Raw genomic sequence first — 23,020 nt, forward strand, 5'->3', positions numbered from 1 at the left:
GACCCCGCCCGTAGAGTCGAAGACGACTGGTCCGACGGACGGGCGGGGAGGTGACAAGGCGTATGGGCGAGGCGACGGTGACGGCCGAGGGCGCCGTGACGGCCGACGGGCTCGTCGCGTCGTCGCTGCCGGCCGTGTTCCTGCCCGCGCCCCTGCCACGCGACGGGAGGATCGCCTTCTACGACCCCGAGGGCGCGGACATCCCCCCGGAGGCCGCGGGCGCCCGGCGCACGGACCTCACCGTCGTACGCCCCCACGGCGCGGGCGTGCGCCGCCGTACCGTCCCCGCGCTGTCCCTGCCCGTGGATGAGGCCCTGCCCCTGCTGGTCCGCGCCCGGCACGATCCGGCGGCCCACCCGGCCACCGCCTGCTGGGGCGCCGCCGCCCTGCACGCCCTGCGGCTCACCGCCCGGGGCCGCCTGCTGCCCGGCCTCACCGCCGAGGGCTACGACGCCTGGCGCGCCGGCCCGCTCGAACCGGACGACGTGGGACACCTGCGCGCGGTGGCCGCCGCCCTCCCGTACGAGGGACACGCGGTGCCGCTGCCCGGCCCGGGCCCCCTGCGCCTGCCCCAGCCGGAGGCGCTGGTCCGCGCCTTCCTGGACGCGGTCGCCGACACCCTGCCCCGCACGCCCGCCGCGCCCTACGCCTCCGGGCCGGCGTTCGCCGCGCGGCGGCCCCAACGGCTTCCGGACGCCCGGGACTGGGCCGCCGAGGTCGCCGCCGGCATGGACGCGGGCGTACGGATCTCGCTCCGCCTGGACCTGTCCGCGCACGACCTCTTCGACACCGGGGGCACCGCGGGCGGCGAAGGCGGCGGCGCGCGGGGCGCGGGCGCCGCGATCGTGCAGGTGCACAGCCTGTCCGACCCGACGCTCGTGGCCGACGCGGCGGCCCTGTGGTCGGGCGAGGCGGACCACGGCTTCGGGCCCCGCGCGCGCGTGGACGCCGCCCTGGCCGTGCGCCGCGCCGCCCGCGTCTGGCCCCCGCTCGACCGGCTCGCCGACCAGGACGTGCCGGACGTACTGGCGCTGTCCGAGGACGAGTTGAGCGACCTGCTCGGCGTGGCGGCCACCCGGCTCGCTGCGGCCGGGGTCGCCGTGCACTGGCCGCGCGACCTCGCCCAGGACCTCACCGCCACGGCCGTCGTCCGGCCCGCCCCCGGCTCGGCGACCGACGGCACCGGCTTCTTCGAGAGCGAGGACCTGCTGCGGTTCGGCTGGCAGATCGCCCTGGGCGGCGACCCGCTGACCGAGGCCGAGATGGACGCCCTGGCCGAGGCGCACCGCCCGGTCGTCCGGCTGCGCGACCAGTGGGTGCTGGTCGACCCCGCCCTCGTCCGCAAGGCCCGCAAACGCGACCTGGGGCTGCTCGACCCCGTCGACGCGCTGTCCGTCGCCCTCACCGGGGAGGCGGAGGTCGACGGCGAGACGGTGGAGGCGGTGCCCGCCGGGGCGCTGGCCGTCCTTCGCGACCGCCTGACCGCCGGCGTGCGGCCCGCCGCGCCCCCGCCCGGCCTCGACGCCACCCTGCGCGACTACCAGCTCCGCGGTCTGGCCTGGCTGGACCTCATGACCTCCCTCGGCCTGGGCGGCTGCCTCGCCGACGACATGGGCCTCGGCAAGACCGTCACCCTCATCGCCCTGCATCTCGAGCGGGCCCGCCGCGAACCCACCCTGGTGGTCTGCCCCGCCTCCCTGCTCGGCAACTGGCAGCGGGAGATCACCCGGTTCGCCCCCGGCGTGCCCGTACGCCGCTTCCACGGCCCCGACCGCACCCTCGACGGGCTGGACGGCGGCTTCGTCCTCACCACCTACGGCACCATGCGCTCCGCCGCGCCCACCCTGGCGGAGCAGCGGTGGGGCATGGTCGTCGCCGACGAGGCGCAGCACGTGAAGAACCCGCACTCGGCGACCGCCAAGGCCCTGCGCACCATCCCCGCGCCGGCCCGGGTGGCCCTCACCGGCACGCCCGTGGAGAACAACCTCTCCGAGCTGTGGGCCCTCCTCGACTGGACCACCCCCGGCCTCCTCGGCCCCCTCAAGTCCTTCCGCGCCCGCCACGCGCGTGCGGTGGAGACCGGCGAGGACGAGCAGGCGGTCGAGCGGCTGGCCCGCCTGGTCCGCCCGTTCCTGCTCCGCCGCAAGAAGTCCGACCCGGGAATCGTCCCTGAGCTGCCGCCCAAGACGGAGACGGACCACCCGGTGCCGCTCACCCGTGAACAGGCCGCGCTGTACGAGGCGGTGGTGCGCGAGTCGATGACCGCCATCGAGACCGCGCAGGGGATGGGGCGCCGCGGCCTGGTGCTGAAGCTGCTGACCTCGCTGAAGCAGATCTGCGACCACCCCGCGCTGTACCTCAAGGAGGAGCACGCCCCGGCCGGCGACCGCCTCGCCGCCCGCTCCGGCAAACTCGCCCTGCTCGACGAGCTGCTGGACACGGTGCTCGCCGAGGACAACTCGGCCCTCGTCTTCACCCAGTACGTGGGCATGGCCCGCCTGATCACCCGCCACCTCGCCGAGCGCGCCGTCCCGGTCGACCTGCTGCACGGCGGGACGCCGGTGCCCGAGCGGGAGCGGATGGTGGACCGCTTCCAGAGCGGCGCGGTCCCGGTGCTCGTGCTGTCCCTCAAGGCGGCCGGCACCGGCCTCAACCTCACCCGCGCGGGGCACGTCGTCCACTTCGACCGCTGGTGGAACCCGGCGGTGGAGGAACAGGCCACCGACCGCGCGTACCGCATCGGCCAGACCCAGCCCGTCCAGGTCCACCGGCTGGTCACCGAGGGAACGGTGGAGGACCGCATCGCCGAGATGCTCCAGTCCAAGCGGGCCCTCGCCGACGCGATCCTCGGCTCGGGCGAGTCCGCCCTCACGGAACTCACCGACCGCGAGCTGTCCGACCTGGTGTCCCTCAGGAGGACGACATGACGCCCCGTCCGTCGGAGGAGGCGCGCGAGGCGCTGCGGGCGGCGCGGGAGGGGTCCCCGTCCCGGGGCGCGGTGTCTCCCGCCGGGGAGGCGGGGGCTCCGGGGGAGCCGACGGGGTCGGCGGCCGACGTGCGGGAGGCGCTGCGCGCGGCGCGGGAGCGGGTGCCGGGAGGAGAGGTGTCCCCGTCCCGGGACGGGGGGTCCGCGGAGGAGCCGACGGGTGCGGCGCCCCCGGCCGACCGGACGCCCCGCCCGTCCGACGCGGCGCGGGAGGCACTGCACCGCGCGCTGCGGGAGCGGCGCGGGGTTGCGGCGGACTCGTCCGGTGCGGACGCCGGTCGTCTCCCGGCGACCTCGGACACGGCCGCCGGGGGAGCGGCGGGCGACTGGCCGCGGGACGCGGAGCAGGCACGCTCCGCGCCCATCCCCTCCTCCGGAGAGGCGGTGGGTGAGGCGTCACCGTCCTCGGTGAGCGAGGTCGTGCCCGCCGGGGGAGAAGCGCCCGACGCGGCGAACGTGGCCGCGTCGGCGTCGAACGAGGCCCCGACCGGCGCGCCGTGCCCCGAGGGGACCACCTGCGGCGGCGACGCGTCGGTTGCCGCCACGGGAGCCGCAGACCGGACGTCGCCCCCCGCCCCGGACGGCCACGAGGAGCCCCGCGCGTCCTCCCGCCCCGGAGACCTCGCACGCGAGGCGTTGCGCGCCGCCCGCGAGGAACGCGCACGGGCCCGCGCCCGCGAGCAGGTGGAAGGGGCGACGCGACCCCGTCGCGACCCGGCGCCCCGCGTGCCGCGCACCACCCGAGGCGACCGCGCCGCCGACCGCCGTGCCCGCGAGATCCGGGAGGCCCTCGCCGACGCCTTCCGCATGCCCGACACGACGCCCCCTGCTTCCGCCGACGCGGACGCCGCCCTGCCCGCAGGCACCCCGAGCCACGCCCCCGCCACCGAGCACCCTGACACCCTCACGTCGCCCGAACCGACTCCGGCCGCCGACCAGGAACCGGCGCCCACGTCTCCCTCTCCCTCCCCCTCCGCCCCGCGACACCCCCGACGCGCGCACGCCGCCGCAAAGCAGGTGGCGGTCGCGCCGTCGTCGATGGGCGCCCCCGCGCGCGACGGCGACCATCGCCGTACCTTCCCGCCGTTCCCGCCCCGCCCCTCCGGTGACGGGGAACCCTTCGCCGAGACCTGGTGGGGGAGGGCGTGGGTCACCGCGCTGGAGGACGGCGCGCTGGACCCCGCCCGCCTCGCCCGCGGACGCGGCTACGCCGAGCAGGGGCATGTGGACGCCATCACCGTCACGCCGGGCCTGGTCCTGGCGTACGTGCAGGGCAGCCGCCCCCGGCCCTACCGCGTACAGGTGCGCCTGCGGACGTTCGACGACGAGGACTGGGACCGGTTCCTGGACGCCGCGGCCGACCGCCCGGGTCACATCGCGGCCCTGCTGGACAAGGAGATGCCGCAGTCCCTCGCCGACTGCGGCGTCCCCCTGCTGCCCGGCCCGGGCGACCTCGCCCCCCGCTGCAGCTGCCCCGACTCGGGTCACCCGTGCAAGCACGCGGCAGCCCTCTGCTACCAGACGGCCCGTCTGCTGGACGCCGACCCGTTCGTGCTGCTCCTGCTGCGAGGTCGCGGCGAGCGCGAGGTGATCGACGCGCTGTCCCGTCTCAGCGCGGCCCGCGCCGCACGGGCCGCCCAGGGACGGGAGCCGGAGCCGCTGCCCGGCATACGCGCCACCGACGCCGCGTCCCGCCGCGGTCCAGGCCTCCCGCCGCTGCCCGCGCCGTTGCCGCCTCCCGCCCACCCGGAGCAGCCGCCCGTCCATCCGGCGTCCCCGGGCGGCCCGGACCCGTTCGCGCTGGACCAGCTCGCCACCGACGCGGCGGCCCGCGCGCACGCCCTGCTCACCACGGGCCGTGACCCGGTCGGCCCGCTCTCCCTGTGGCACGACGCGGTGCGTCTGGCCGCCGCCCGCCCCGGCTCGGGGCTGACCGCGGGCAGCCGCGCGCTGTACGCGTCCCTCGCCCGGGCGGCCGGCCGTACGCCCGGCGACCTGGCGCGCGCGGTCGCCGCGTGGCGGCAGGGCGGCCCGGGCGGACTGGCCGTACTGGAGGAGCCGTGGGACCCGCCGGCCGGCCGCTTCGACCGCGCCCGCCCGCTGCTGCTCGCGGCGGACCTCCCCGCCTTCCGGCCGTGGCGCAACCGCCTCACCCACCCCCGCGGCCATGTCCAGCTCCGTCTCGGCCGCGACCACCTCTGGTACGCGTACGAGTCGGAGCCCGGCCAGGACGACTGGTGGCCGCGCGGCACCCCCGACCCCGATCCGGTCGGCGCGCTCACCGGCCTGGACACCCTCGGCGACGCCTGACGGTACGCACCCCGCGCACCCCGGCCTCAGCCGGCCAGGCCCCGCATCAGCTCGGCCGTGCGCCGGTCCGCAGGGAAGAAGGTCTCGATGGCGATCTCGTCGAGCGTCACGTCCCGCGGCGAACCGAACACAGTCGTCGTGTACAGCAGCGCCAGGTCCCCGTACTCGGACGCCAGGTGCAGCGGAACCACCAGGTCCTGCGCCTCCCCGGACGGGCCGGGCGCGTCCGCCCCGTCCGGTGCCGGGTAGCTCTCCAGCTCGGCGAGCAGCTCCGCGAGACCGGCGTCGGCCGTCCGCTCCAGCTGACGCCGGACCCGGCGCAGGACGTGCCCGCGCCACTGCGCCGGATTGAGGACGCGGCCCGCCATGCCGTCGGGGCCCAGGGTCGCCTTCAGCACGTTGAACGGCGGGTCCGACGGCCCCCGCCGCACGTCCCCGAGGAACAGGCCCATGGCACGGTTCGCGGCCAGCAGCTCCCAGCGCACATTCACCGCGAGGGCCGGGTTCGGCTCGTGCCCGGTCAGCACCGCCTCCACAGCCGCCCGCGCCGCCCCCAGGTCGTCGAAGGGGCGCTCCCGGTGCACGGGCGCGAAGCCCGCGGCCAGATAGATCGGGTTGCGCTCCCGCAGCGGCACGTCCAGCTCGTCGCACAGCCGCCGGATCATGTCCCGGCTCGGATGCGCGCGTCCGGTCTCGACGCAGCTCAGATGGCGGGTGGACAGTTCGGCCGCGAGCGCCACGTCGAGCTGGGAGCGGCGGCGGCGCTCACGCCAGCGCCGTAGCAGCGCCCCGACCGGTGCGGTGGTCGTCGTCATGAGGCCCAGGCTGCCGGGCCGGGCGCACGACGGCAATGACCTCGCAGGTCATCGACTCCGCGCCCCTCGCCCCCGCACAGTCGGAAGACAGGAGCGCGGTCCGCCGCACGGCGCCGCGCCGGACGAAGGGAACTGTCATGACCGACGCCACGACCGCGGCCGAGTTCGCCCAGCTGGAGCGCTACACGCGCTTCTGGAACACCGGCCCCGGGGAAGAGCGGGACCGCCTGGCCTCGGCGGTCTTCACCGGCGAGGTCGAGTACCGCGCCCTCGTCGGGTTCCTCCGCGGCGCGGCGGCCCTCGCGGACTTCCGGGACCAGTTCGTGTCCCACGTGGGCCCCGCGAGGGTCCGCCGCCGGGAGGAGCCCGAGGTGCACCACGGGCGGGCCCGGCTCCGGTGGGAGATCCTCACCGGAGCCGGCATGTCCTTCGCCACCGGCACCGATGTGATCGAGTTCGACGAGGGCGGCCGGATCCGCGCGGTCTCCGCCTTCCTCGACCGGGCGCCGGAGGGGTTCGACCCCACGGCGCACGACTGACGCGGTCCGCCCGGGAGGCGCCCGCTCTACTCCTGCCCGCCCCCGGGCGCCGACGGCACCGGCACGTCCACCTGCCGTAGCTCCGCGAGGAGTTCGCTCTGCCCGGCCAGCAGCTCCGTGAGGATCCGCCGGGCCGCGCGGAGCAGCTCGGCGACGTCGCCGCCGGCGAGGGCGTACGTCACGGTGGATCCCTCCCGTATGGAGACGACGATGCCGGACCGGCGCAGTACCGCCAACTGCTGGGAGAGGCTGGACGGTTCGATGTCGATGTCGGCGAGCAGGTCCCGCACCGGCACCGGCCCGTGCTGCAACAGCTCCAGCACCCGGATGCGCACCGGGTGCCCCAGCATCCGGAAGAACTCTGCCTTGGCCTGGTAGAGGGGGACTTGCATGGGTGCGCGCTCCCTGCCGCGTCGGGGATGTTCTCCGGAACGCGGCGGCGCCCTGGGCGGGCGCCGCCGCACGATGTGCCGTCCTTCGCCGCCGATCCTTGTGGCCCGGCGTGACGCGCGCCCACGGCTTGGGACCATGTTCATGTCGCGACTTGAAGAAGTCTTCACATCATGGGCGCGCGTCGGCCGGGGTCCGGGGCGGTTCACACTTCCAGCTGTTCCTCGACCCGCTTGAGCTGGTGGCGGGCCATCGCCAGGTTCGAACGGGACTTGTCCAGCACGAGGTACAGGAACAGGCCGTTGCCGCTGCGGCCGGTGACCAGCCGGATCAGGTGGTACTGGGACTCCAGGGTGATGAGGATGTCCTCGATCTGCCCGGTGAGGCCCAGCAGTTCCATCGTGCGCACCTTGGCGCGGATCACATCGGTGTTGCCGGCCGCCGCGACGGTCAGGTCCAGGTCCTTCCCCCCTCCCAGCGTCCCCAGCGCCATGCCGCTCGAGTAGTCGACGACGGCCGCACCCAGGGCCCCCTCGACGCTGGTCATCATGTCCTTCATCGACACTTCCACAGTTGCCACGGGCGTCTCCCTCTCCAGTCGTTACGTGGTCGCGGCGGCCTCAAGGGGCAGCCCTTCCATCCCTGGCCGCGCTCGAACGGTAGGCGGACGGAACGTGTCGGAGTGCGGGGGTTTTCATGGATGATCTGTGATGATCGAATGCTTGCGTGAGGAACGACTGTTTGGTCGCGGCCAGTTCGAAAAAGTGCCGAACGAACGGACAGCGACAGACACGATCAGGTGACTCGCCCCGTCGCAAGCTCAGCGGGTGTCCATCGGCTCCGCCGTCACGACGAGGTTGGCGGTGTAGCCGCCGCGCTCCGGCTCGAACGGCGGCGCGCAGGTGATCAGCGTGAGCACCGGGGGCCCGGTGCGGCGGAAGGCGGACGGCGGCAGCTCGTCCTTCGGGACGGTGGCGCGTGCGGTGACCCGGTAGGCGACGGGCTCGGCCCCCGCTCGCCGCACCTCCACGGTGTCCCCGGCCCCTACGTCCCTGAGCGCGGCGAACTCGCCCAGGTCACCCGTCTCGCTGTCGAGGTGTCCCACCAGCACGGCCGAACCCTCGGCGCTGCCGGGAGCGGCACCGTACCGGTACCAGCCGGCCACGGCCGGGTCGTCCGGCACGGTCATGTCCCCGCGCTCGGTCACGCCGACACCTTCGACCCGGGCGTCGAGCCCGACACCGGGCACGACGACGCGCTCGGGCGCGGCGTCCGTCCTGGCCGCCTGCTCGGTCGCAGGGAGCGGCGGCGCGGTGCCGGAGGGCCCGCCGGCAGCGCCGGCGGCCGTCGAGGGCACGGCGCCGAAGTCGGCGGGCGGGGCGGCCTGGTGCCGCCCCTGCGCCAGCCACAGCACACCGAGGACGACCGCCGTGACGGCCGCAAGAACGGCGACCGCCACGACCCGTCCCCCGCGCCGCCGCGAGATGTCAGCCACGCCTGCCCGCGAAGCGGCGGGCGGCCAGCACACCGGCCACGGCGGCCGCACCGCCGAGGGCGATCCAACCCGCGCCCCACTCGGTGGAGTTGGCAGAGACGGCGGTGCCGTCGCCGCCCGCGTGCACGGCCTTCGGCATGGAGTCCATGCCGCTGAACTTCTGCGTGGCCAGGGCGAGGTTGTCGTCCTCGGCGCTGCCCCAGGCGTAGACGACGGTGCTGGCGCCCTCCGCCACGTTCAGCTCGGCCGGGCCGAGGGCCACGGTGTCGGTGCCGGCGAGGACCACGTCGGCTTCGACGGTGCCCGCGTCGACCACGGCGCTGTCCTCGTTCGGGTTCGTCAGACCGGTGAAGACGGGTTCACCGCCGGCCCGTACGTCCACCGCCGGCGCGGCCGCGATGTGGCGGACGGTCAGCCGGCCCTTGCCCGCGTCGACCTTGGAGACGTCGTCGGCGAACGCGGTCAGCTGGGGCTTGCCGTCGGCGCTGAGATGGGCGGCGACCGTGGCGGTGTCGCCCTCGCCGACCTCGACCTTCTTCTCCAGGGCCGGGGTGCCGTCGGGACCCTGGCCCGCCTCGAAGATCTGGATGTCGTAGGTGCCGGCCTTGAGGGACTGCGGGTCGGTCACGGTGCCGGGCTCGAAGTCGGAGAGCAGTTCGTCGCCGTTGGCGTACACGTCGACCGTCATGTCGGGGATGCCGTGGACGACGGAGACCGTCGCCATGTCCTGATCGGCGGTGGGGGCCGCCACGGCGGGTGCGGCGACGCCGAGCGCGAGCGCGCAGGCGCCGGTGGAGGCGACGACGGCGACGGGGAAACGGGTGCGCATGGGGACCATCCCTTTCGAAGGAGTACCGCTCACTGCGGAACTGGCCCCAGTGTTGATGCGGCAAATCGACGCAGACAACATGCGTCGTTTGTGCGTCGTAAGGCGTACGGTGGAGACATGAGCGAGAGCACGGAACCGGCCGGACCCGGCGGCGGGCTGACCACCGGCGAGGTGGCGCGCCGCCTGGGCGTCGCCCCGACCACGGTCCGCACATGGGACCACCGCTACGGCCTCGGCCCCGACCGGCACACCGGCGGCCGGCACCGGCGCTGGACCCCGGCGGACGTGGCGCGCCTGGAGCGGATGTGCGCGCTGACGGCGACCGGGATCCCCCCTGCGGAGGCGGCACGCCTGGCCCGCGACGAGACGCGGGCCGCCGAGCCCCCGGCCGGCCCGGCGACGCCGGACACCCCCGCCCGTCCCTCCCGCGCGGGAAGCGGCCTCCGCCTGGGTGACGCACGCCAGGAGTGCAAGGGCATCGCCCGCGCCGCCCTCCGCCTCGACGCGGCCGCACTCGACCGGCTGCTGATCGACGCGATCCGGGAACACGGCCTGGTCGCCGCCTGGACGGAGGTGTTCGTGCCGACGCTGCAGGCCGTGGGACGCAAGTGGGAGTCGTCGGGGGAGCGGTACGTCGAGGTGGAGCACTTCCTCTCCTGGCATGTCTCCGGCGCCCTCCGCCGCGCCGCACCGGACACGGTCCCCGACCGCCCCGGCGCGACCGTGGTGCTGGCGTGCGTACCGGGGGACCACCACACGCTCGCCCTGGAGGTGCTGTCCGCCGCACTGACCGAACGAGGGATTCCGGTCAGGATGTTCGGCGGCGCGCTCCCGGTGGAGTCACTGCTCGCGGCGGTCCGCAGGACCGGCCCGGCGGCGGTGGCCCTGTGGGCCCAGTCCCGCACGACGGCGAGCCGCCCCCTGGCCCAGCACGTGGCCTCCATGGAATGGGGCGTACGAGGCGCCCGCCGCAGCCCCCTGGTCCTCACCCTCGGCCCCGGCTGGTCGGGCCGCCCCGTCCCCGGCACGGCACGCCCCCACGGCCTGGCCGACACGGTGCACGCGCTGGAGGGCCTGGCGACCCGCTGAGAACCGCGCGGGTCAGCTGCGCCGCCCACGGCCTCCCCGCCACCGCTTGCGCGGAGGCTGTAGGTGTGTGACCGGGCATCTCGAAGCGGGGAGCGCATCCCGCCGCCGGGAGCCTCCGGGGGCGGCGGGTGAGCTTCGCGCCGGGTGAGCGGCTTCTGCTCCACACCGACGGCGTCACGGAAGCCCGCGACTGCGGCTGAGCCCCGTCAAGGGCTCCCGTCACCGGGCCGCGTGGACCAGGCGACCGGCCGAGCCCGTCTCACCGGCCGGGGCCATCGGGGTGAGACGCGTGCGTGCGGGGGCGCTGCCGGCGACGGTGGGCCGCCGTGCTCGCCACCGCGCTCAGGCCCGCGCAGAAGATGAGCGCGAGGGCCAGGCCGGAGCAGAAAATCGCCAGCGTGTTCATGGTCGCGATGTCCTGGCCGAGTACGGACACGGTGTACTCGGGGCCACCGGGGAGATTGTCGGCGATCACCAGGCCGGTGAAGGCTCCTGCGGCTGCGAGGAGGAGCAGTCCGAGTATGAGCATCCGGATCATCCCTTCGAACGGAGCGCGTTCACTGGTACTGGGATGTGGTGCTCCTCGGGTACCCATGGTGCCGCGCGGGACACGCGCAGGCGCGCCTGCGCGTGTCCCGCCGATGGTTCACCGCCCCCCGACGACGGCCGAGGCCGAGCGGTGTCGACGGAGCGCTCGGCGGTTTGCGGCGTCCGGCGCGGTGTTACCCCTACGTGGACGGCATGGGCCGTCGCTGGACACCGCTGGAGGCTTCCGTCGTGGCCACTGCTGTCAAGGCTCGCTCGATACCTGTTCCGCCGATCCGGGCGACGCGTGTGACGCCCTGACCGGTTCCCCGGACCGACACACCACCCCTCACTCCCGGTCGCGGCCGCCCCGATCGCCCGCGGGCCGGCTCGTGAGCGGCCGGATGGCCCTGGAAGGAATGCCCGGTGCACCCCACACCCCAGGGGTACGCGGCGCGCGAGTCATGCCACAAGGAGGCATCACATGGCCATGAGTGAGAGGACGTCAGCCGAAGCGGCGCGCGGCAACCTGATCCTGCCGGGGCGGCCCGGCCGTTCGGTCGCCGCCCGGCCGGGTGAGGGCGTGTGAGCGGGACGACAGCGGCGCTGTCACTGCTCGGCATCGCCCTGATCGCCGTCGTCGGTGTGTACGGGGCGGCGTGGGCGGCGCGGATCGGTTCCGGGGCGGCGGACGCGGCGCCGTTCGGGTCGGGGCTGGAGCCCACGGAACACGCGGTGAGCCGGTTTCATGTGCGCTGGTACACGGTGACGATGCTGTTTCTCGCCTTCGACATGGAGATGGTCTTCATGTACCCGTGGACGCGCGTGATCTCCGCCATGGGGCCGAGCGCGGTGATCGAGATGTTCGTCTTCCTCGCCGTCCTCGTCAGCGGGGTCGTCTACGCGTGGCGGGAGGGCGCGCTGCGATGGACCTGACCGGCCTGACCCTGCGTGTCGCCGCGGCGCGACCGCACGTGCTGCTGGCGGCCGTGCCGGGCGGAACAGCGGTCCGGCTGGCCGCCGAGCGACTGCTGAGAGCGCGCGACTGGCCGCAGGCGTCCACTCCGGCGCAGGCCGATCTCCTCCTCGTGGCCGGTCCCGACCTCCCCGAGCTGCGGACGCCACTGGAGCGGCTGTGGCGGGACATGCCCGCACCGCGCGCCCGGGTGCACGCCCGCACGGCTGACGAGGTGGAGGACGCGCTGAACGCCGGCCGTGCCCTCCTCGGTCCACCGGCCGTCCGGCACGCGTCGGCCGCGCCCCCGGCCGACGCGGGCGGACACCGGGAGGGAGATCACGGCGCACGGGAGCGGCACGATGACCAGACTCCCGGCCACGACGGTCACGACGGTCACGACGGTCACGGCGACCACGGAGGACACGGCGGTCACAGCGGCGGACAGACGGAAATGCCGGGCGGGTTGCCGATGGCCGGGCAAGGGGCGGACCGTGACGGCCTGACGCTGGACCAACTGCATCTGCCGCTGGGGCCGTTCCTGGCCGACTGGCCCGCGGGCCTGACGGTCCGCCTGGTGCTGCAGGGCGACGTGGTCCAGCGGGTCGACGTCGACGAACCGGCAAGGCCCTCTGACGACGCGGCGGCCGAAGCCTTCTGGGTGCAGCCGTGGCTCCGGGCGGCCTCGGGTGAGCCGGTGCCCGTGGGGGAGGCGGTGCGCCGGCGCGCGGCAGCGCATCTCGACAGCCTGGGGCGGCTGTTGGCGGTGGCGGGCTGGCCCGCCGAGGCGGTCCGGGCGCGGCGGCTGCGGGACGACCTGCTGTCCGGCGCGCCTCGTGCCGCGGTCGCCCCTCGGCTGGAGCGCTTCACCCGCAGGGTCGGCAGGTCCCGCACCCTGGCGTGGCTGACCCGCGGCATCGGCGTCGTCACGGCGCAGAAGGCGCGGGAGGCCGGGGTGGGGGGTCCGGCGGCGCGGGCCGGCGGGGATGTGACCTCCCGCTACCGGCAGTGGCTCGCCGACATCCGGCACGACCTGCCGCGGCTGGAGGACCCCGCGCCTCTGGATGTGGCGGTGGAGGACAGCCCGCGCGGTCCCTGGAGTGCCGAACATCCGCCGTCGGCCGCTCTGATCGCGCTGCTGCCCCGGTTGCTGGAGGGGGCCGAGCTGGCTGCCGCCCGCCTCGTCGTGGCCAGTCTCGACCCCGACCCGGACGAGTTGGTCTCCCGCGGCGTGGTGGAGGTGGCGCGTGGTTGAGGCGGGGGCGTGGTGGACGCTGCTGGCCGCTCCGGGACTGCTGGTCGTCCTGGCGGCGCTGGCGGTGGCCGGGAACGCGGTGCTGGACGCGAGGGACGCGGGCCGGCCCGTCGGCGTCGCCGGCGCGGTCCGACCGTTCCTGGGTGTGCCACGGGCGCTGGTGACACAGCCGCGGCGGCTGCCCGCCCAGGACCGGCTGCTGTGGCGGACGGGTGTGGTGACCGTGCCGGTGGCGGCGGTGCTGTCGACGCTGGTCGTCCCTTTCGGTGGCCGTGTGGTCGCCGACCCGTCGGTCGGGGTCGTGTGGTTCAACGCCATGGAGGTGCTGACCTGGGCCGGGCTGTGGCTGGCCGGCTGGGGGCCCGACGCCGCGTTCTCCCTGATCGGTGGGTACCGGTTCCTCGCTCAGGGCCTGGCCTACGAGCTGCCGCTGATGTTCGCGCTGATCTCCGCGGCCACCGGTGCCGAGTCGCTGCGGGTGGGTGACATCGCCGCCGCGCAGGACGGGCTGTGGTACGCGGTGTGGATGCCGGTCGCCTTCGCCGCCTATCTGGCCGGTGTGCTGGCGTTCAGCTTCCTGGGCCCGTTCGCCTATCCGGCGGGCCGCGACCTGGCCGGCGGTGTCCTGGGCGAGGTGTCCGGGGCGGACCGGTTGCTGCTCCAGGCCGGCCGGTGGCTGTGGCTGGCGTCCGGCGCGGCCATGGCCGTGCCGCTGTTCCTGGGAGGTGGGGCCGGGCCGGGCTTGCCGTCCTGGGCATGGTCGCTGGTCAAGACGCTGCTGGTACTCGGTCTCCTGGTGTGGGTGGCGCGGCGGCTGCCGGTGGTCCGCGCGGATCGGTACGTGGAGTTCGCCTGGGTGGTGCTCATCCCGCTGACAATCGCGCAGGCCCTGGTGCCGGCTCTGGTGAATCTCCACCGATAGGACAGAGGGAGGGGCCGCGTCATGGGCACGACCGACACCGTGCTGCTGGTGGCTCTCGGGGTGCTCGCCCCGGTCTTCGGCGTGCTGGTGTTCACGCTGAACTCGATGGCCCGGGTCACCTTCTCGCTGCTGGCGTCCCTGGTCTGCGTCGGCGGCGTCACGGCCGTACTCGGCCTGCCCTACCTGGGCGTGGTCATCGTGCTGATGATGGTCATGGAGATGGTGATCATGGCCGTGTTCATGATCGCCTACATGATGAACCCGGCCGGTCTGATGCCGATGTCGATGCTGCACAACAAGCGCGGCGCGCTCGCCGTCAGCGGCGCCGTCTTCGCGGCGCTGGTCGCCGGGATCTTCCTCGTGCCCTGGCCGGACCGCACCGCGTCCCGGCCCCGGGACACGACCTTCCAGGTCGGCAGCGCGCTGATGACCGAACACATGCTGACCATGGTCATCCTGGGGTTCGTGCTGCTGGCCACCATGGTCGGCGCCACCGTCCTCGCCACGCACCGGGGCCGTTACGACCGCTTCGGCGACGACCTCGACCAGCGGCCGGCCGAGGACCCGGCCGGCGGAGGGGTGGGCCGGTGACCTTCGAACTGATCCTGGTGCTGGCCGCGGGCCTGTTCTCCACCGGCCTCTTCGGTGCGCTGTCCCAGCAGTCCATCGTCATGATCATGATGGGGATCGAGCTGATGATCGGCGGCGTCATCGTCGCGGCCGCCGACTTCTGGCACTTCCTCGCTCCCGGGGCGCCGAGCGGCCAGGTGGTGATCGTGGCGGCCGTGGTCGCGATGGCGGTGGAGATGGCCATGGGCTTCGCCGTGACCACCGCGATCTACCGCGCCCGTCAGGTCGACGTGACCGACATGGCCGACGAGCTGAAGGGATGAGCGCGGTGATCTGGCTGCTGATCTCCCTCCCCCTCGGCGCCGGAGCGGTCCTGGGCGTGACGGGAGTTCGCTACGACCGGCACGTTCCCGCTCTCGGTGTGGCGGTGGCCGTGGCGACGCTCGGTGTGGCGGTCGCCGTCTCGGTGGCCCGGCCTCGCTCGAGCGCGCCGCTGTTCGCCGGGCTGCGGGCGGGTCTGGCGGTGGACGGGCTGTCGGCGTTCATGGTGGTCACGGTGGCGGCGGTCACCACCGCCGTCCTGCTTTTCGCCGCAGGCGAGTTCGGACCGGACGAGAACCGGGGACGGCTCTTCGGCCTGATGCTGGTCTTCTCCGGGTCCATGCTGGCCACGGTCACGGCGACCACGCTGCCGCTGCTGCTGATGGCCTGGGAGGTGATGGGCGCCACCAGCTGGGCGCTGATCGGCTACTGGTGGCGCCGGCCGGAGCGGGTACGGGCAGCGGACACCGCGTTCCTCACCACCCGTGCCGCCGACCTCGGCCTGTACCTGGCCGCCGGCGCGGCGATCGCCGGCGGTGTCGGCTCGCTGGACCTTCGGGCCCTCCCGGACGCGACCTCGCCATGGCTGCACGTGATCACCGGAGGAGTGGTCGTGGCCGCGCTGGGCAAGTCGGCGCAACTGCCGTTCTCGTTCTGGCTGTCGCGGGCCATGCAGGGCCCGAGTCCGGTGTCGGCGCTGCTGCACTCGGCGACCATGGTCGCCGCCGGCGCCTACCTGCTGCTGCGCCTGCATCCACTGCTGGCCGCCACCGGCTGGGCCGGCCCGCTGGTGGCCTGGACCGGCGCCGTCACCGCGCTCCTCCTCGGCGTGGTCGCCGTAGCGCAACGGGACCTGAAGCAACTGCTCGCGGCGTCCACCTCCTCCCAGCTCGGGTTCATGGTGCTGGCGGCGGGCAGCGGCGGCATCGCCGCCGGCACCACCCAGCTCGTCGCGCACGCCGCCACGAAGTCGGGGCTGTTCCTCGCCGCCGGCGCCTGGCTGACCGCGCTCGGCACCAAGCACCTGCCGGCCCTGCGCGGCGCCGCCCGCACCCACCGCCTGGTCGGCACCGCCTTCGCCGTCGGCGCGCTGACACTCGCCGGACTGCCGCCGCTGTCGCTGTGGGCGGCCAAGGACGAGGTGCTCGCCTCCGCGTACGCCGAGAGCACCGGCCTGTACGCCGTGGGGCTGGCGGCGGCCGCCGTCGCCGCCGTGTACAGCATCAAGGCTCTGTGGTACGTCACCCGGCCGCTGCCCGACGACCCGGAGGCCGGCTACGACACCGAGCGGGACGGCACCCGGCGTACCGCCCGCACCACCCCTGCCCCGCTGCTCGCTCTCACCTTCGCCGCCGCCGTGCTGGGGGTGCTGGCCCTGCCCGGACCGGCGTCCTGGCTGAAACGGCTGGTCGGGGCGCCGGACGAGCCCTCGCCGAAGCCGTGGGAGGTGGGCCTGAGCGCCGGAGTCGCGTTCGCCGCCGCGGGCTTGGCCTGGTGGTGGGCCTCCCGTCCGGCGCCCGTGCCGCGTCCGGTGGTGCGATGGGCGCGGGGATGGCTGCACCTGGAGCGGGCCGCGCACGCGGTGGTGGTACGGCCCGTCCTGGGGCTGGCGCGGGCACTGGCCGTCTTCGACGACCGCGTCGTCGACGGCGCGGTGCGCCAGATCGGGCGCGGCGGGCTCGCCACGGCCAGGATCGCCGGCCGGGTGGACGACGACGGCATCGACGCCGCGGTACGGCACACCGTCCGCGGCGGGCTCGCCGGCGCCCGGCTCGCCCGGCGGGTGGACGACGGCGGCATCGACGCCGCCGTGGACGCGGTCGCCGCCGGCGCCCGCGGTCTGGGCCGGGCGGCACGCCGGCCGCAGACCGGGCTGCTGCACCAGTACTACGCCCAGGCCGCCGTGGGCTTCGCCGTACTCGTCCTGATCGTGCTGTTGGTGAGGTAGCCCTGTGCTGAGTGTCGTCACGTTCCTGCCCCTGCTGGTCTGCGTGCTCCTGCTGCTCCTGCCGCGGGCGCTCTCGGACCAGGCGTACATCCGGGTGTGGATCGCCACGGCCGCCGTCGACCTCGCCCTGGTCGTCGCCGTATGGAGCGGTTTCGACCCGGGGGAGGGGATGCAGTACCGGCAGCGGGTGCCGTGGATCCCCGGCGCCGGGGTCGGCTACCACGTCGGTGTCGACGGCCTGTCCCTGCCCCTGGTCGCGCTGACCTGCCTGCTGTTCCTCGCCGTCGCCGTGTACTCCCTCAAGGAGCGGCAGCGGGTGCGCAGTTACGTGTGTCTGTTCCTGTTCCTGCAGACCGTCAGCCTGGGCCTGTTCGTCGCGCAGGACCTGATCCTGTTCTTCGTCTTCTTCGACCTGTCCATCGTCGGCATGTTCTTCGTGATCGCCGGATGGGGCCACGGTGAGCGGGGCAGGGCGGCGGCGCTGAAGTTCTTCCTCTACACCTTCATCGGCTCGCTCGCGCTGCTGCTCGGCTTCATCGGCCTGTACCTCGCCGCCGAACCCCACACCTTCGACCTCGTCGACCTCACCCGCGCCAACCCGCTCGCCGGCCGCGGCCCGTACGCCGGTCTCGTGCTGCTGGCCATCGGCGTCGGGCTGGCGGTCAAGACCCCGACCGTGCCGTTCCACACCTGGCTGCCGCCCGCCCACACCGACGCCCCCGCCGCCGGCTCGGCGATCCTCGCCGGGATCCTGCTGAAGATGGGCACCTACGGATTCGTCCGCATCGCCATGCCCCTGCTGCCGGGCAGCTGGCGCCGGTACGCCCTGGTCTTCGTCGTCGTCGGCGCCGTCTCCGTGGTCTACGGGGCGCTGGTCGCCCTGGCGCAGACCGACTTCAAACGGATGATCGCCTACACCTCGGTCAACCACATGGGGTACGTCGTCCTCGCCGTCGGCGCCGCCGGGACGCTGGCCGGCACCGACGCCCAGGCCCGCTCCCTCGCGGTCACCGGGGCGGTCACCCAGATGGTCAGCCACGGGCTGATCACCGGCGCGCTGTTCCTGCTGTCCGGCGTGCTCCACGACCGGGGGCGGACCTACGCGATCGACGCCTACTCCGGTCTGGCCGCGCACGCCCCGCGGTTCGCCGGCGTCACGGCCGTCGCGGCGTTCGCCAGTATCGGCATTCCCGGCTTCTCCGGGTTCATCGCCGAGTTCCAGATCTTCACCGGCTCCCTGGCCTCCCGGACGGTCGCCACCGCCGTCGCCCTGACCGGCATCCTGATCACCGCCGCCCTGTTCCTGCGCGCCCTGCGCGCGATGTTCCTCGGCGTCCCGCGACTGCCGAGCACCATCCCCACCGCCGGTATCAGCGACCTCGAACGCACCGAGACCCTCCCGACGGTGACGCTGCTGGCGGTGGCCCTGGTGATCGGCGTCATGCCGCGCTGGCTCCTGGATGTCATCGAGCCCGCCAGCCGCACGGTGATCGAACTGGTGGCCCGGTGAACGAGAACCTCGCCGCCCTCGTCCCCGAACTCGCCCTGCTCGGCACCGCCGTCATCGGCCTGCTCGCCGGTTCCTGGCTGCCCCGCCGACGGCAGTGGATCATCGCCGTCCTGGCGGCAGCCGCCTGCGCGGCCGGTCTGGTCGCCACCGGCGTCACCATGGCCACCGACCGTGAACAGACCGTCTTCGCCGACGTGTTCGCCGTCGACACCGCCACCGGCTTCGGCCGCCTGACCGTCCTCGGCGCCCTGCTCCTGATCGTCGGCATGTCCGTGGAAACCGTCCACGGCCACAAGCGCGAAACCGAATACTGGGTGCTGCTCCTGCTCACCGGGGCCGGCACCCTGGCCCTGATCGGCGCGAACGACCTGCTGACGCTGTTCGCCGCCTACCTGCTCGCCAGCATTCCCGCCTACGCCCTCGCCGCCTACGCCAAGGACGCACGCGGCACCGAAGCCGCCCTGAAGTACTACCTGATGGGCGCCCTGCTCGGCACCGCCATGCTCGCCGGCACCGCTCTCCTGTACGCGGCCGGCCACGCCACCCTCTACCGCGAACTGAACAGCGCGCTGCCCGCCACCGCCTACGGGCTGGTCGCCGTCGGGCTCGTCGGCGTCCTGGCCGGCCTCCTGTTCAAGGCGGGGGCGGCACCCGCGCACTTCTGGGTCCCCGACGTCACCGAGGGCGCCCCCACCCCCGTCGCCGCCTACGTCACCACCCTGCCCAAGATCGGCGGCCTGATCGCCGGCTTCCGCCTGCTCCACCAGGCCCTGCCCGGCACCGACGTCAACTGGCCCCTGCTCCTGGCCGTCATCGCCGCCGTCACCATGACACTGGGCAATCTGGCCGCGTTCTTCCAGAGCTCCGTCACGCGCCTGCTTGCGTACTCCACCATCAGCCAGGTCGGCTACCTCCTGATGGCCCTGGCCGTCGCCACCCGGACCGACCTCGCCCAGAAGAGCCTGCTGTTCTATCTCGCCGCCTACGCCGCCACCAACCTCGCCGCCTTCGCCGTCGTCACCGAACTCCCGTACGCCCGCACCCTCGACGACTACCGCGGCCTCGCCCGCCGCCACCCCGGTCTCGCCGCCGTCCTCGTCGTCTGTCTCCTCGGCCTGGTCGGCACCCCGCCCACCGGCGTCTTCCTGGGGAAACTGGTGATCTTCAGCGCAGCCGTCGACGGCGGCCTCACCTGGCTCGCCGCGCTCGCCGTCGCCAACACCGTCGCTTCCCTCTTCTACTACCTGCGCTGGCTCGCTCCCTTGTTCCGGCTCACCCCCGCCGAGCCGTCGGCCAGGGCCTTCGCCGTCTCCGGCCGCTGGTCCGCGGCCACCGCCTACACCGCGGGCGCCGCCTCCCTCCTCCTCGGCATCGCGGGCGGGGCCGTCCTCCCCCTCACCACGGGACCACTCCTGCCCTGACGCGGGCTGCGCCGACGCGCGCCGGGGCCTTGACGTCAGCTCGCGCGCCACGGGTCGTGCGGCTCGAGTCAGCGGGTGGTCCGGCCCGGTCGGACCTCTCAACGGTTCCCCAGCTCCCACAGCCCGGCGCCCGGCCCGCCCCGGCACTGGGCGAGCACGCCGCGGCGGGCAGCAGGTGGGCCCCGAGCCCGGCCCGCAGTCCCACGTCGTGCGGGACGAGGACGGACGGGGCCCGGGACAGGGACGGCGTCAGCCGGTGGACAGCGCCTGCAGCAGATCACCGACCTGGGGGTCGGGCAGGGAGCGGGCGACATCGGCCTGAGCGACCATGCCGACCAGGTCGTGCCCGTCGATCACCGGCAGGCGGCGCACCTTGTGCGCGGACATCGTGCGCAGGATCTCCCGCACGTCGTCGTCGGCACCGATGGTGACGGCCTTGCCCTGGGCCAGTTCGCCGGCCGGGCAGGTGGCCGGGTCCTTGCCGGCGCCCAGGACCTTCACCACGATGTCCCGGTCGGTCAGGACACCCTTCAGCCTGTTGTCGGTGCCGCAGATCGGCAGGGCGCCGACCCCGAGGTCCTTCATCTTGCGTGCCGCGTCCAGCACCGTCTCCTCGGCGCCGACGCATTCGGCTCCGCCGGTCATGATGTCTCGCGCCTTGGTCATGGACTTCCCTTCTTGGGTGTGCCGCCTCCCGCACGCGGGCCGGGGGCGGCGATTGAGCGGATGCGACGTGGGTTCCCAAGCGCTACGGCTGGTAACGGCTCCCTCCCCGCTTTCTCGTCACCGGGTTCCCGTGTGTCTCCCGCTCCGCTTCGGGCACCCGGCCGGCAACGGACCGAAGGAGGAAAAGTGCAGCTGTCTTTCCTGCAACCGCTCTTCGACCGCCCGGGCCCGTGGGCCACCGTGTACTTCGACCCCCTGCAGAACGACGAGTCGGGTGCCAAGCGGCGTGAGCTGTCCGTGCGCGAAGCGTGCCGGACGCTCGAGGAGGAGGGTGCCGACGCCGCCACCACGGAAGCGGTGCGTGACGCTCTGCTGCGGATCGGGCCCGCGGAGGACCCGGCGGGCCGTGTGGTCTTCGCGGCCGGGGGCGAGGTGGTGCTCAGCCACCGGCTCTCCCGCCCCCCGCGGCGGCAGATCAGCTGCTGGGCTCCGCTGCCCCGGCTGACGCCGCTGCTGGAACTGGCGGGTCAGGACCCCGTTTGCCTCGTGGCGTACATCGACCGGACGGGCGCCGACCTCGAACTGCGCGGGGCGGCCGGTCCGCGGCCCGCGGGACAGGTCGAGGGGGAGCAACACCCCGTGCACCGCACGGCTTCGTCCGACTGGTCCGAGCGGCACTTCCAGCTCAAGGTCGAGAACACCTGGGAGCACAACGCCGGTGAGATCGCCGAAGCGCTGAACGCGGCCTACGAGGAGTCCGGTGCCGACCTGGTCGTCCTGGTCGGTGACCCCCGCGAGCGGCCGGCCGTGCACGAGAAGCTCTCCGAAGCGGTCCGCCGGGTCACGACGGAGACCGAACACGGCGGTCGCGCCGCCGGGTCCGCCTCCCCCGCGCTGGAGGAGGCCATCGAGCAGGCCCGGCGGCGGCACACGCGTCACCGTGTCGAGGAGGCGCTCGACCGCTTCCGCGCCGGCCGCGTGGGCGCCGACCGGCCCACGGAAGCGGTGGAAGGCATCCCGGCGCTGGTGGAAGCGGCCCGGGAACACCGCATCGACACGCTGCTCGTCCGGCCCGACGGCCCGGAACTGGACCGTGAGACCTGGGTGGGCGCCCGGCCCGACCAGGTAGCGGCACGCCGGAGCGACGCCCGGACCCTGGGGGAGAGCGATCCTACGCCGGTGCGCGCGGACGACGCACTGCTGCGCGCAGCCGCCGTCACCGCCGCCGACGTCCTGGTCGTCCCCCCGGCGGACGAGGACGGTGCGGACGCCACGGACATCCCGACAGGCGGCCTGGGCGCCCTCCTGCGCTGGACCTACGACACGGCTCCGGCCTGAGGAGTGCCCGCCGCCCCGGCGGGCTGTCGGTCGCCTGTGCGGGCGGCGGGAGTCCTGGATCAGTAGCCGTAGATCATCTTGTAGGCGACCTCGGGGAGGAACTGGCCGGCCGTCGAGCCGGTTCCGACACCGCAGTTGCCGTCGGACTCGCCCGGCGTCTTGATCCACAGGAGCATCTCGGCGCCTCCGCCCTTCTGGGTGGGCGTACCGATGCGGCGGCCGGAGGGGTTGCACCACTGGCCGTTGGTGCCGTTGCCGTTGCGGCTGGTGTCCACGACGAACGGCTTGGTGTAGCCGTAGCGGGCGGCCAGTTCGTTGTTGACGGCGTTGCCGTAGGCGGTGTTCTCGGCGGTGGTGATGTAGTTGGAGACGTTGAGCGAGAAGCCGTGGGCCTGTCGGAGACCGGCTTCGTGGAGACGCCGGGCCATGGTCGCCGCGTCGGCCCAGCGCGGGTTCCCGGCGTCCATGTAGACCCAGGTGTTGGGGGCCTGGCGGTTGAACTCGGCGAGGGCGCCGGTGAGCATGGCCTCGCGTTCGTCGATCTGGGCCTGGGTCATGCAGCCGTAGTCCCCGAGGGAGTCCGGTTCGAGGATGACGACGGCCGGGCGGCCCGCGATCCCGCCGGCGAACTGGGCGATCCAGTTGGCGTAGGCGGACGGCGAGGCGGCTCCGCCCGCGGAGTGGCCGCCGCAGTAGTCGCGGTTGTAGATGTTGTAGGCGACGAGGATCGGCAGCTTGTCCCGCTGGTCCGCCGCCCCGACGTAGGCGCCTGTGGCGGTGCCGATGGTTCCGCTCCAGGAGCCGAACCAGCGGGCCATCGGGGTGTTGGCGATGGAGGCGTTGATCGCGGCGGCCCGGCCGTCGCCGGGGTTGGCGGCCACCCACCTCTTCGCGCTGGAGTCGGGGTCCACGTAGAACCCGCTGGTCATGGTGGTGGGGTCGGCCGCGTGGGCGGAGGGTGCGGCGGCGAACGCCAGCGGCAGGGCACAGAGTGCTGCCATCAGGGTGCGGAGTCTGCGGCTCAAGACAGTACCTCGATTCGGAGGAGGCGTGCTTGGGAGCGCTCCCACTGGAAGCGGTCCCAATCGTGTGGGCGGGCTGATGAACTGTCAATAGTCGGCGCACTGTGAGCACTT

The 23,020-nt window shown here is 74.2% G+C and carries 21 protein-coding genes; 13 read left to right on the top strand and 8 right to left on the bottom strand.

Features of this window, described 5'->3' with window-relative positions; genetic code table 11:
* Positions 1–62: 62 nt before the first annotated feature.
* Complete coding sequence (locus ACP7TJ_RS27205) at positions 63–2,927, top strand: DEAD/DEAH box helicase (protein ID WP_401540305.1); 2,865 nt, start codon at positions 63–65, stop codon at positions 2,925–2,927.
* A complete protein-coding gene (locus tag ACP7TJ_RS27210; RefSeq protein ID WP_427766059.1) occupies positions 2,924–5,296 on the top strand; it encodes an SWIM zinc finger family protein in 2,373 nt (790 codons plus the stop codon). Before ACP7TJ_RS27205 ends, ACP7TJ_RS27210 begins: the two co-directional genes overlap by 4 nt.
* Before the next feature lie 26 nt (positions 5,297–5,322).
* Here ACP7TJ_RS27210 and ACP7TJ_RS27215 read toward each other — a convergent pair whose 3' ends face one another.
* Positions 5,323–6,111 carry a helix-turn-helix domain-containing protein gene (locus tag ACP7TJ_RS27215; protein WP_189909084.1) on the bottom strand — a complete coding sequence of 263 codons (789 nt, stop codon included), beginning with the start codon at positions 6,109–6,111 and terminating at the stop codon, positions 5,323–5,325.
* 137 nt (positions 6,112–6,248) lie between these two features.
* Here ACP7TJ_RS27215 and ACP7TJ_RS27220 point away from each other — a divergent pair, with 137 nt between their 5' ends.
* Positions 6,249–6,650 (top strand): isomerase, encoded by a 402-nt coding sequence (locus tag ACP7TJ_RS27220; RefSeq protein WP_370165756.1) that lies wholly within the window; start codon positions 6,249–6,251, stop codon positions 6,648–6,650.
* A 26-nt stretch (positions 6,651–6,676) separates the two neighbouring features.
* On the opposite strand, the gene ACP7TJ_RS27225 is transcribed toward ACP7TJ_RS27220, so the two are convergent.
* The 4 genes from ACP7TJ_RS27225 to ACP7TJ_RS27240 all read right to left on the bottom strand — a co-directional run bounded on the left by ACP7TJ_RS27225 (position 6,677) and on the right by ACP7TJ_RS27240 (position 9,364).
* Positions 6,677–7,042: an ArsR/SmtB family transcription factor gene (locus tag ACP7TJ_RS27225; RefSeq protein ID WP_093766058.1), complete on the bottom strand. Its 366-nt coding sequence runs from the start codon at positions 7,040–7,042 to the stop codon at positions 6,677–6,679.
* Between the two features lie 203 nt (positions 7,043–7,245).
* Positions 7,246–7,620 carry a hypothetical protein gene (locus tag ACP7TJ_RS27230; RefSeq protein ID WP_093766057.1) on the bottom strand — a complete coding sequence of 125 codons (375 nt, stop codon included), beginning with the start codon at positions 7,618–7,620 and terminating at the stop codon, positions 7,246–7,248.
* 240 nt (positions 7,621–7,860) lie between these two features.
* Positions 7,861–8,535: a class F sortase gene (locus ACP7TJ_RS27235; RefSeq protein ID WP_427766066.1), complete on the bottom strand. Its 675-nt coding sequence runs from the start codon at positions 8,533–8,535 to the stop codon at positions 7,861–7,863.
* Positions 8,528–9,364 carry a DUF4397 domain-containing protein gene (locus ACP7TJ_RS27240; protein ID WP_367471882.1) on the bottom strand — a complete coding sequence of 279 codons (837 nt, stop codon included), beginning with the start codon at positions 9,362–9,364 and terminating at the stop codon, positions 8,528–8,530. Before ACP7TJ_RS27240 ends, ACP7TJ_RS27235 begins: the two co-directional genes overlap by 8 nt.
* Positions 9,365–9,481: 117 nt before the next feature.
* Between ACP7TJ_RS27240 and ACP7TJ_RS27245 the strand changes: the two genes are divergently transcribed.
* Positions 9,482–10,453, top strand: coding sequence for a MerR family transcriptional regulator (locus tag ACP7TJ_RS27245; protein ID WP_167742226.1), 972 nt, complete (start codon positions 9,482–9,484; stop codon positions 10,451–10,453).
* A 259-nt stretch (positions 10,454–10,712) separates the two neighbouring features.
* On the opposite strand, the gene ACP7TJ_RS27250 is transcribed toward ACP7TJ_RS27245, so the two are convergent.
* The gene (locus tag ACP7TJ_RS27250; RefSeq protein ID WP_167742225.1) at positions 10,713–10,982 is read right to left on the bottom strand and encodes a hypothetical protein; all 270 of its coding nucleotides are present in this window, start codon (positions 10,980–10,982) and stop codon (positions 10,713–10,715) included.
* Positions 10,983–11,563: 581 nt separating this feature from the next.
* Here ACP7TJ_RS27250 and ACP7TJ_RS27255 point away from each other — a divergent pair.
* From ACP7TJ_RS27255 to ACP7TJ_RS27290, 8 genes are read left to right on the top strand one after another with little or no spacing between them, the layout of a single operon-like run.
* Complete coding sequence (locus ACP7TJ_RS27255) at positions 11,564–11,914, top strand: NADH-quinone oxidoreductase subunit A (protein ID WP_167742224.1); 351 nt, start codon at positions 11,564–11,566, stop codon at positions 11,912–11,914.
* Entirely contained in the window at positions 11,905–13,188 is a 1,284-nt protein-coding gene (locus tag ACP7TJ_RS27260) for a hypothetical protein (protein WP_427766072.1), read from the top strand. The genes ACP7TJ_RS27255 and ACP7TJ_RS27260 overlap by 10 nt, the downstream gene beginning before the upstream one ends.
* Complete coding sequence (locus ACP7TJ_RS27265; protein WP_427766075.1) at positions 13,181–14,110, top strand: NADH-quinone oxidoreductase subunit H; 930 nt, start codon at positions 13,181–13,183, stop codon at positions 14,108–14,110. Before ACP7TJ_RS27260 ends, ACP7TJ_RS27265 begins: the two co-directional genes overlap by 8 nt.
* Before the next feature lie 21 nt (positions 14,111–14,131).
* Positions 14,132–14,701: an NADH-quinone oxidoreductase subunit J gene (locus tag ACP7TJ_RS27270; protein ID WP_367494919.1), complete on the top strand. Its 570-nt coding sequence runs from the start codon at positions 14,132–14,134 to the stop codon at positions 14,699–14,701.
* Positions 14,698–15,003: an NADH-quinone oxidoreductase subunit NuoK gene (locus ACP7TJ_RS27275; RefSeq protein WP_427766079.1), complete on the top strand. Its 306-nt coding sequence runs from the start codon at positions 14,698–14,700 to the stop codon at positions 15,001–15,003. The genes ACP7TJ_RS27270 and ACP7TJ_RS27275 overlap by 4 nt, the downstream gene beginning before the upstream one ends.
* A complete protein-coding gene (locus ACP7TJ_RS27280; RefSeq protein ID WP_427766082.1) occupies positions 15,000–16,949 on the top strand; it encodes an NADH-quinone oxidoreductase subunit L in 1,950 nt (649 codons plus the stop codon). The genes ACP7TJ_RS27275 and ACP7TJ_RS27280 overlap by 4 nt, the downstream gene beginning before the upstream one ends.
* A gap of 4 nt (positions 16,950–16,953) precedes the next feature.
* Entirely contained in the window at positions 16,954–18,459 is a 1,506-nt protein-coding gene (locus ACP7TJ_RS27285) for a complex I subunit 4 family protein (RefSeq protein WP_266402157.1), read from the top strand.
* Positions 18,456–19,880, top strand: a complete 1,425-nt coding sequence (locus ACP7TJ_RS27290) for an NADH-quinone oxidoreductase subunit N (RefSeq protein WP_427766084.1) — start codon at positions 18,456–18,458, stop codon at positions 19,878–19,880. The genes ACP7TJ_RS27285 and ACP7TJ_RS27290 overlap by 4 nt, the downstream gene beginning before the upstream one ends.
* A gap of 249 nt (positions 19,881–20,129) precedes the next feature.
* On the opposite strand, the gene ACP7TJ_RS27295 is transcribed toward ACP7TJ_RS27290, so the two are convergent.
* Positions 20,130–20,546, bottom strand: coding sequence for a CBS domain-containing protein (locus tag ACP7TJ_RS27295; protein WP_266402163.1), 417 nt, complete (start codon positions 20,544–20,546; stop codon positions 20,130–20,132).
* Positions 20,547–20,732: 186 nt separating this feature from the next.
* Between ACP7TJ_RS27295 and ACP7TJ_RS27300 the strand changes: the two genes are divergently transcribed.
* Positions 20,733–21,884: a Vms1/Ankzf1 family peptidyl-tRNA hydrolase gene (locus ACP7TJ_RS27300; protein ID WP_376724213.1), complete on the top strand. Its 1,152-nt coding sequence runs from the start codon at positions 20,733–20,735 to the stop codon at positions 21,882–21,884.
* Positions 21,885–21,943: 59 nt separating this feature from the next.
* On the opposite strand, the gene ACP7TJ_RS27305 is transcribed toward ACP7TJ_RS27300, so the two are convergent.
* Entirely contained in the window at positions 21,944–22,909 is a 966-nt protein-coding gene (locus ACP7TJ_RS27305; RefSeq protein ID WP_189909095.1) for a glycoside hydrolase family 6 protein, read from the bottom strand.
* Positions 22,910–23,020 lie beyond the last annotated feature (111 nt).

The sequence above is a fragment of the Streptomyces sp. DSM 41931 genome, assembly GCF_050271085.1.
GTDB lineage: Bacteria > Actinomycetota > Actinomycetes > Streptomycetales > Streptomycetaceae > Streptomyces > Streptomyces albogriseolus.

Excerpts from the sequence above, each read along its gene's own strand:
- ACP7TJ_RS27205 (WP_401540305.1), top strand. The coding sequence starts at position 63 with ATGGGCGAGGCGACGGTGACGGCCGAGGGCGCCGTGACGGCCGACGGG.
- ACP7TJ_RS27210 (WP_427766059.1), top strand. The coding sequence starts at position 2,924 with ATGACGCCCCGTCCGTCGGAGGAGGCGCGCGAGGCGCTGCGGGCGGCG.
- ACP7TJ_RS27215 (WP_189909084.1), bottom strand. The coding sequence starts at position 6,111 with ATGACGACGACCACCGCACCGGTCGGGGCGCTGCTACGGCGCTGGCGT.
- ACP7TJ_RS27220 (WP_370165756.1), top strand. The coding sequence starts at position 6,249 with ATGACCGACGCCACGACCGCGGCCGAGTTCGCCCAGCTGGAGCGCTAC.
- ACP7TJ_RS27225 (WP_093766058.1), bottom strand. The coding sequence starts at position 7,042 with ATGCAAGTCCCCCTCTACCAGGCCAAGGCAGAGTTCTTCCGGATGCTG.
- ACP7TJ_RS27240 (WP_367471882.1), bottom strand. The coding sequence starts at position 9,364 with ATGCGCACCCGTTTCCCCGTCGCCGTCGTCGCCTCCACCGGCGCCTGC.
- ACP7TJ_RS27245 (WP_167742226.1), top strand. The coding sequence starts at position 9,482 with ATGAGCGAGAGCACGGAACCGGCCGGACCCGGCGGCGGGCTGACCACC.
- ACP7TJ_RS27250 (WP_167742225.1), bottom strand. The coding sequence starts at position 10,982 with ATGCTCATACTCGGACTGCTCCTCCTCGCAGCCGCAGGAGCCTTCACC.
- ACP7TJ_RS27260 (WP_427766072.1), top strand. The coding sequence starts at position 11,905 with ATGGACCTGACCGGCCTGACCCTGCGTGTCGCCGCGGCGCGACCGCAC.
- ACP7TJ_RS27270 (WP_367494919.1), top strand. The coding sequence starts at position 14,132 with ATGGGCACGACCGACACCGTGCTGCTGGTGGCTCTCGGGGTGCTCGCC.
- ACP7TJ_RS27280 (WP_427766082.1), top strand. The coding sequence starts at position 15,000 with ATGAGCGCGGTGATCTGGCTGCTGATCTCCCTCCCCCTCGGCGCCGGA.
- ACP7TJ_RS27295 (WP_266402163.1), bottom strand. The coding sequence starts at position 20,546 with ATGACCAAGGCGCGAGACATCATGACCGGCGGAGCCGAATGCGTCGGC.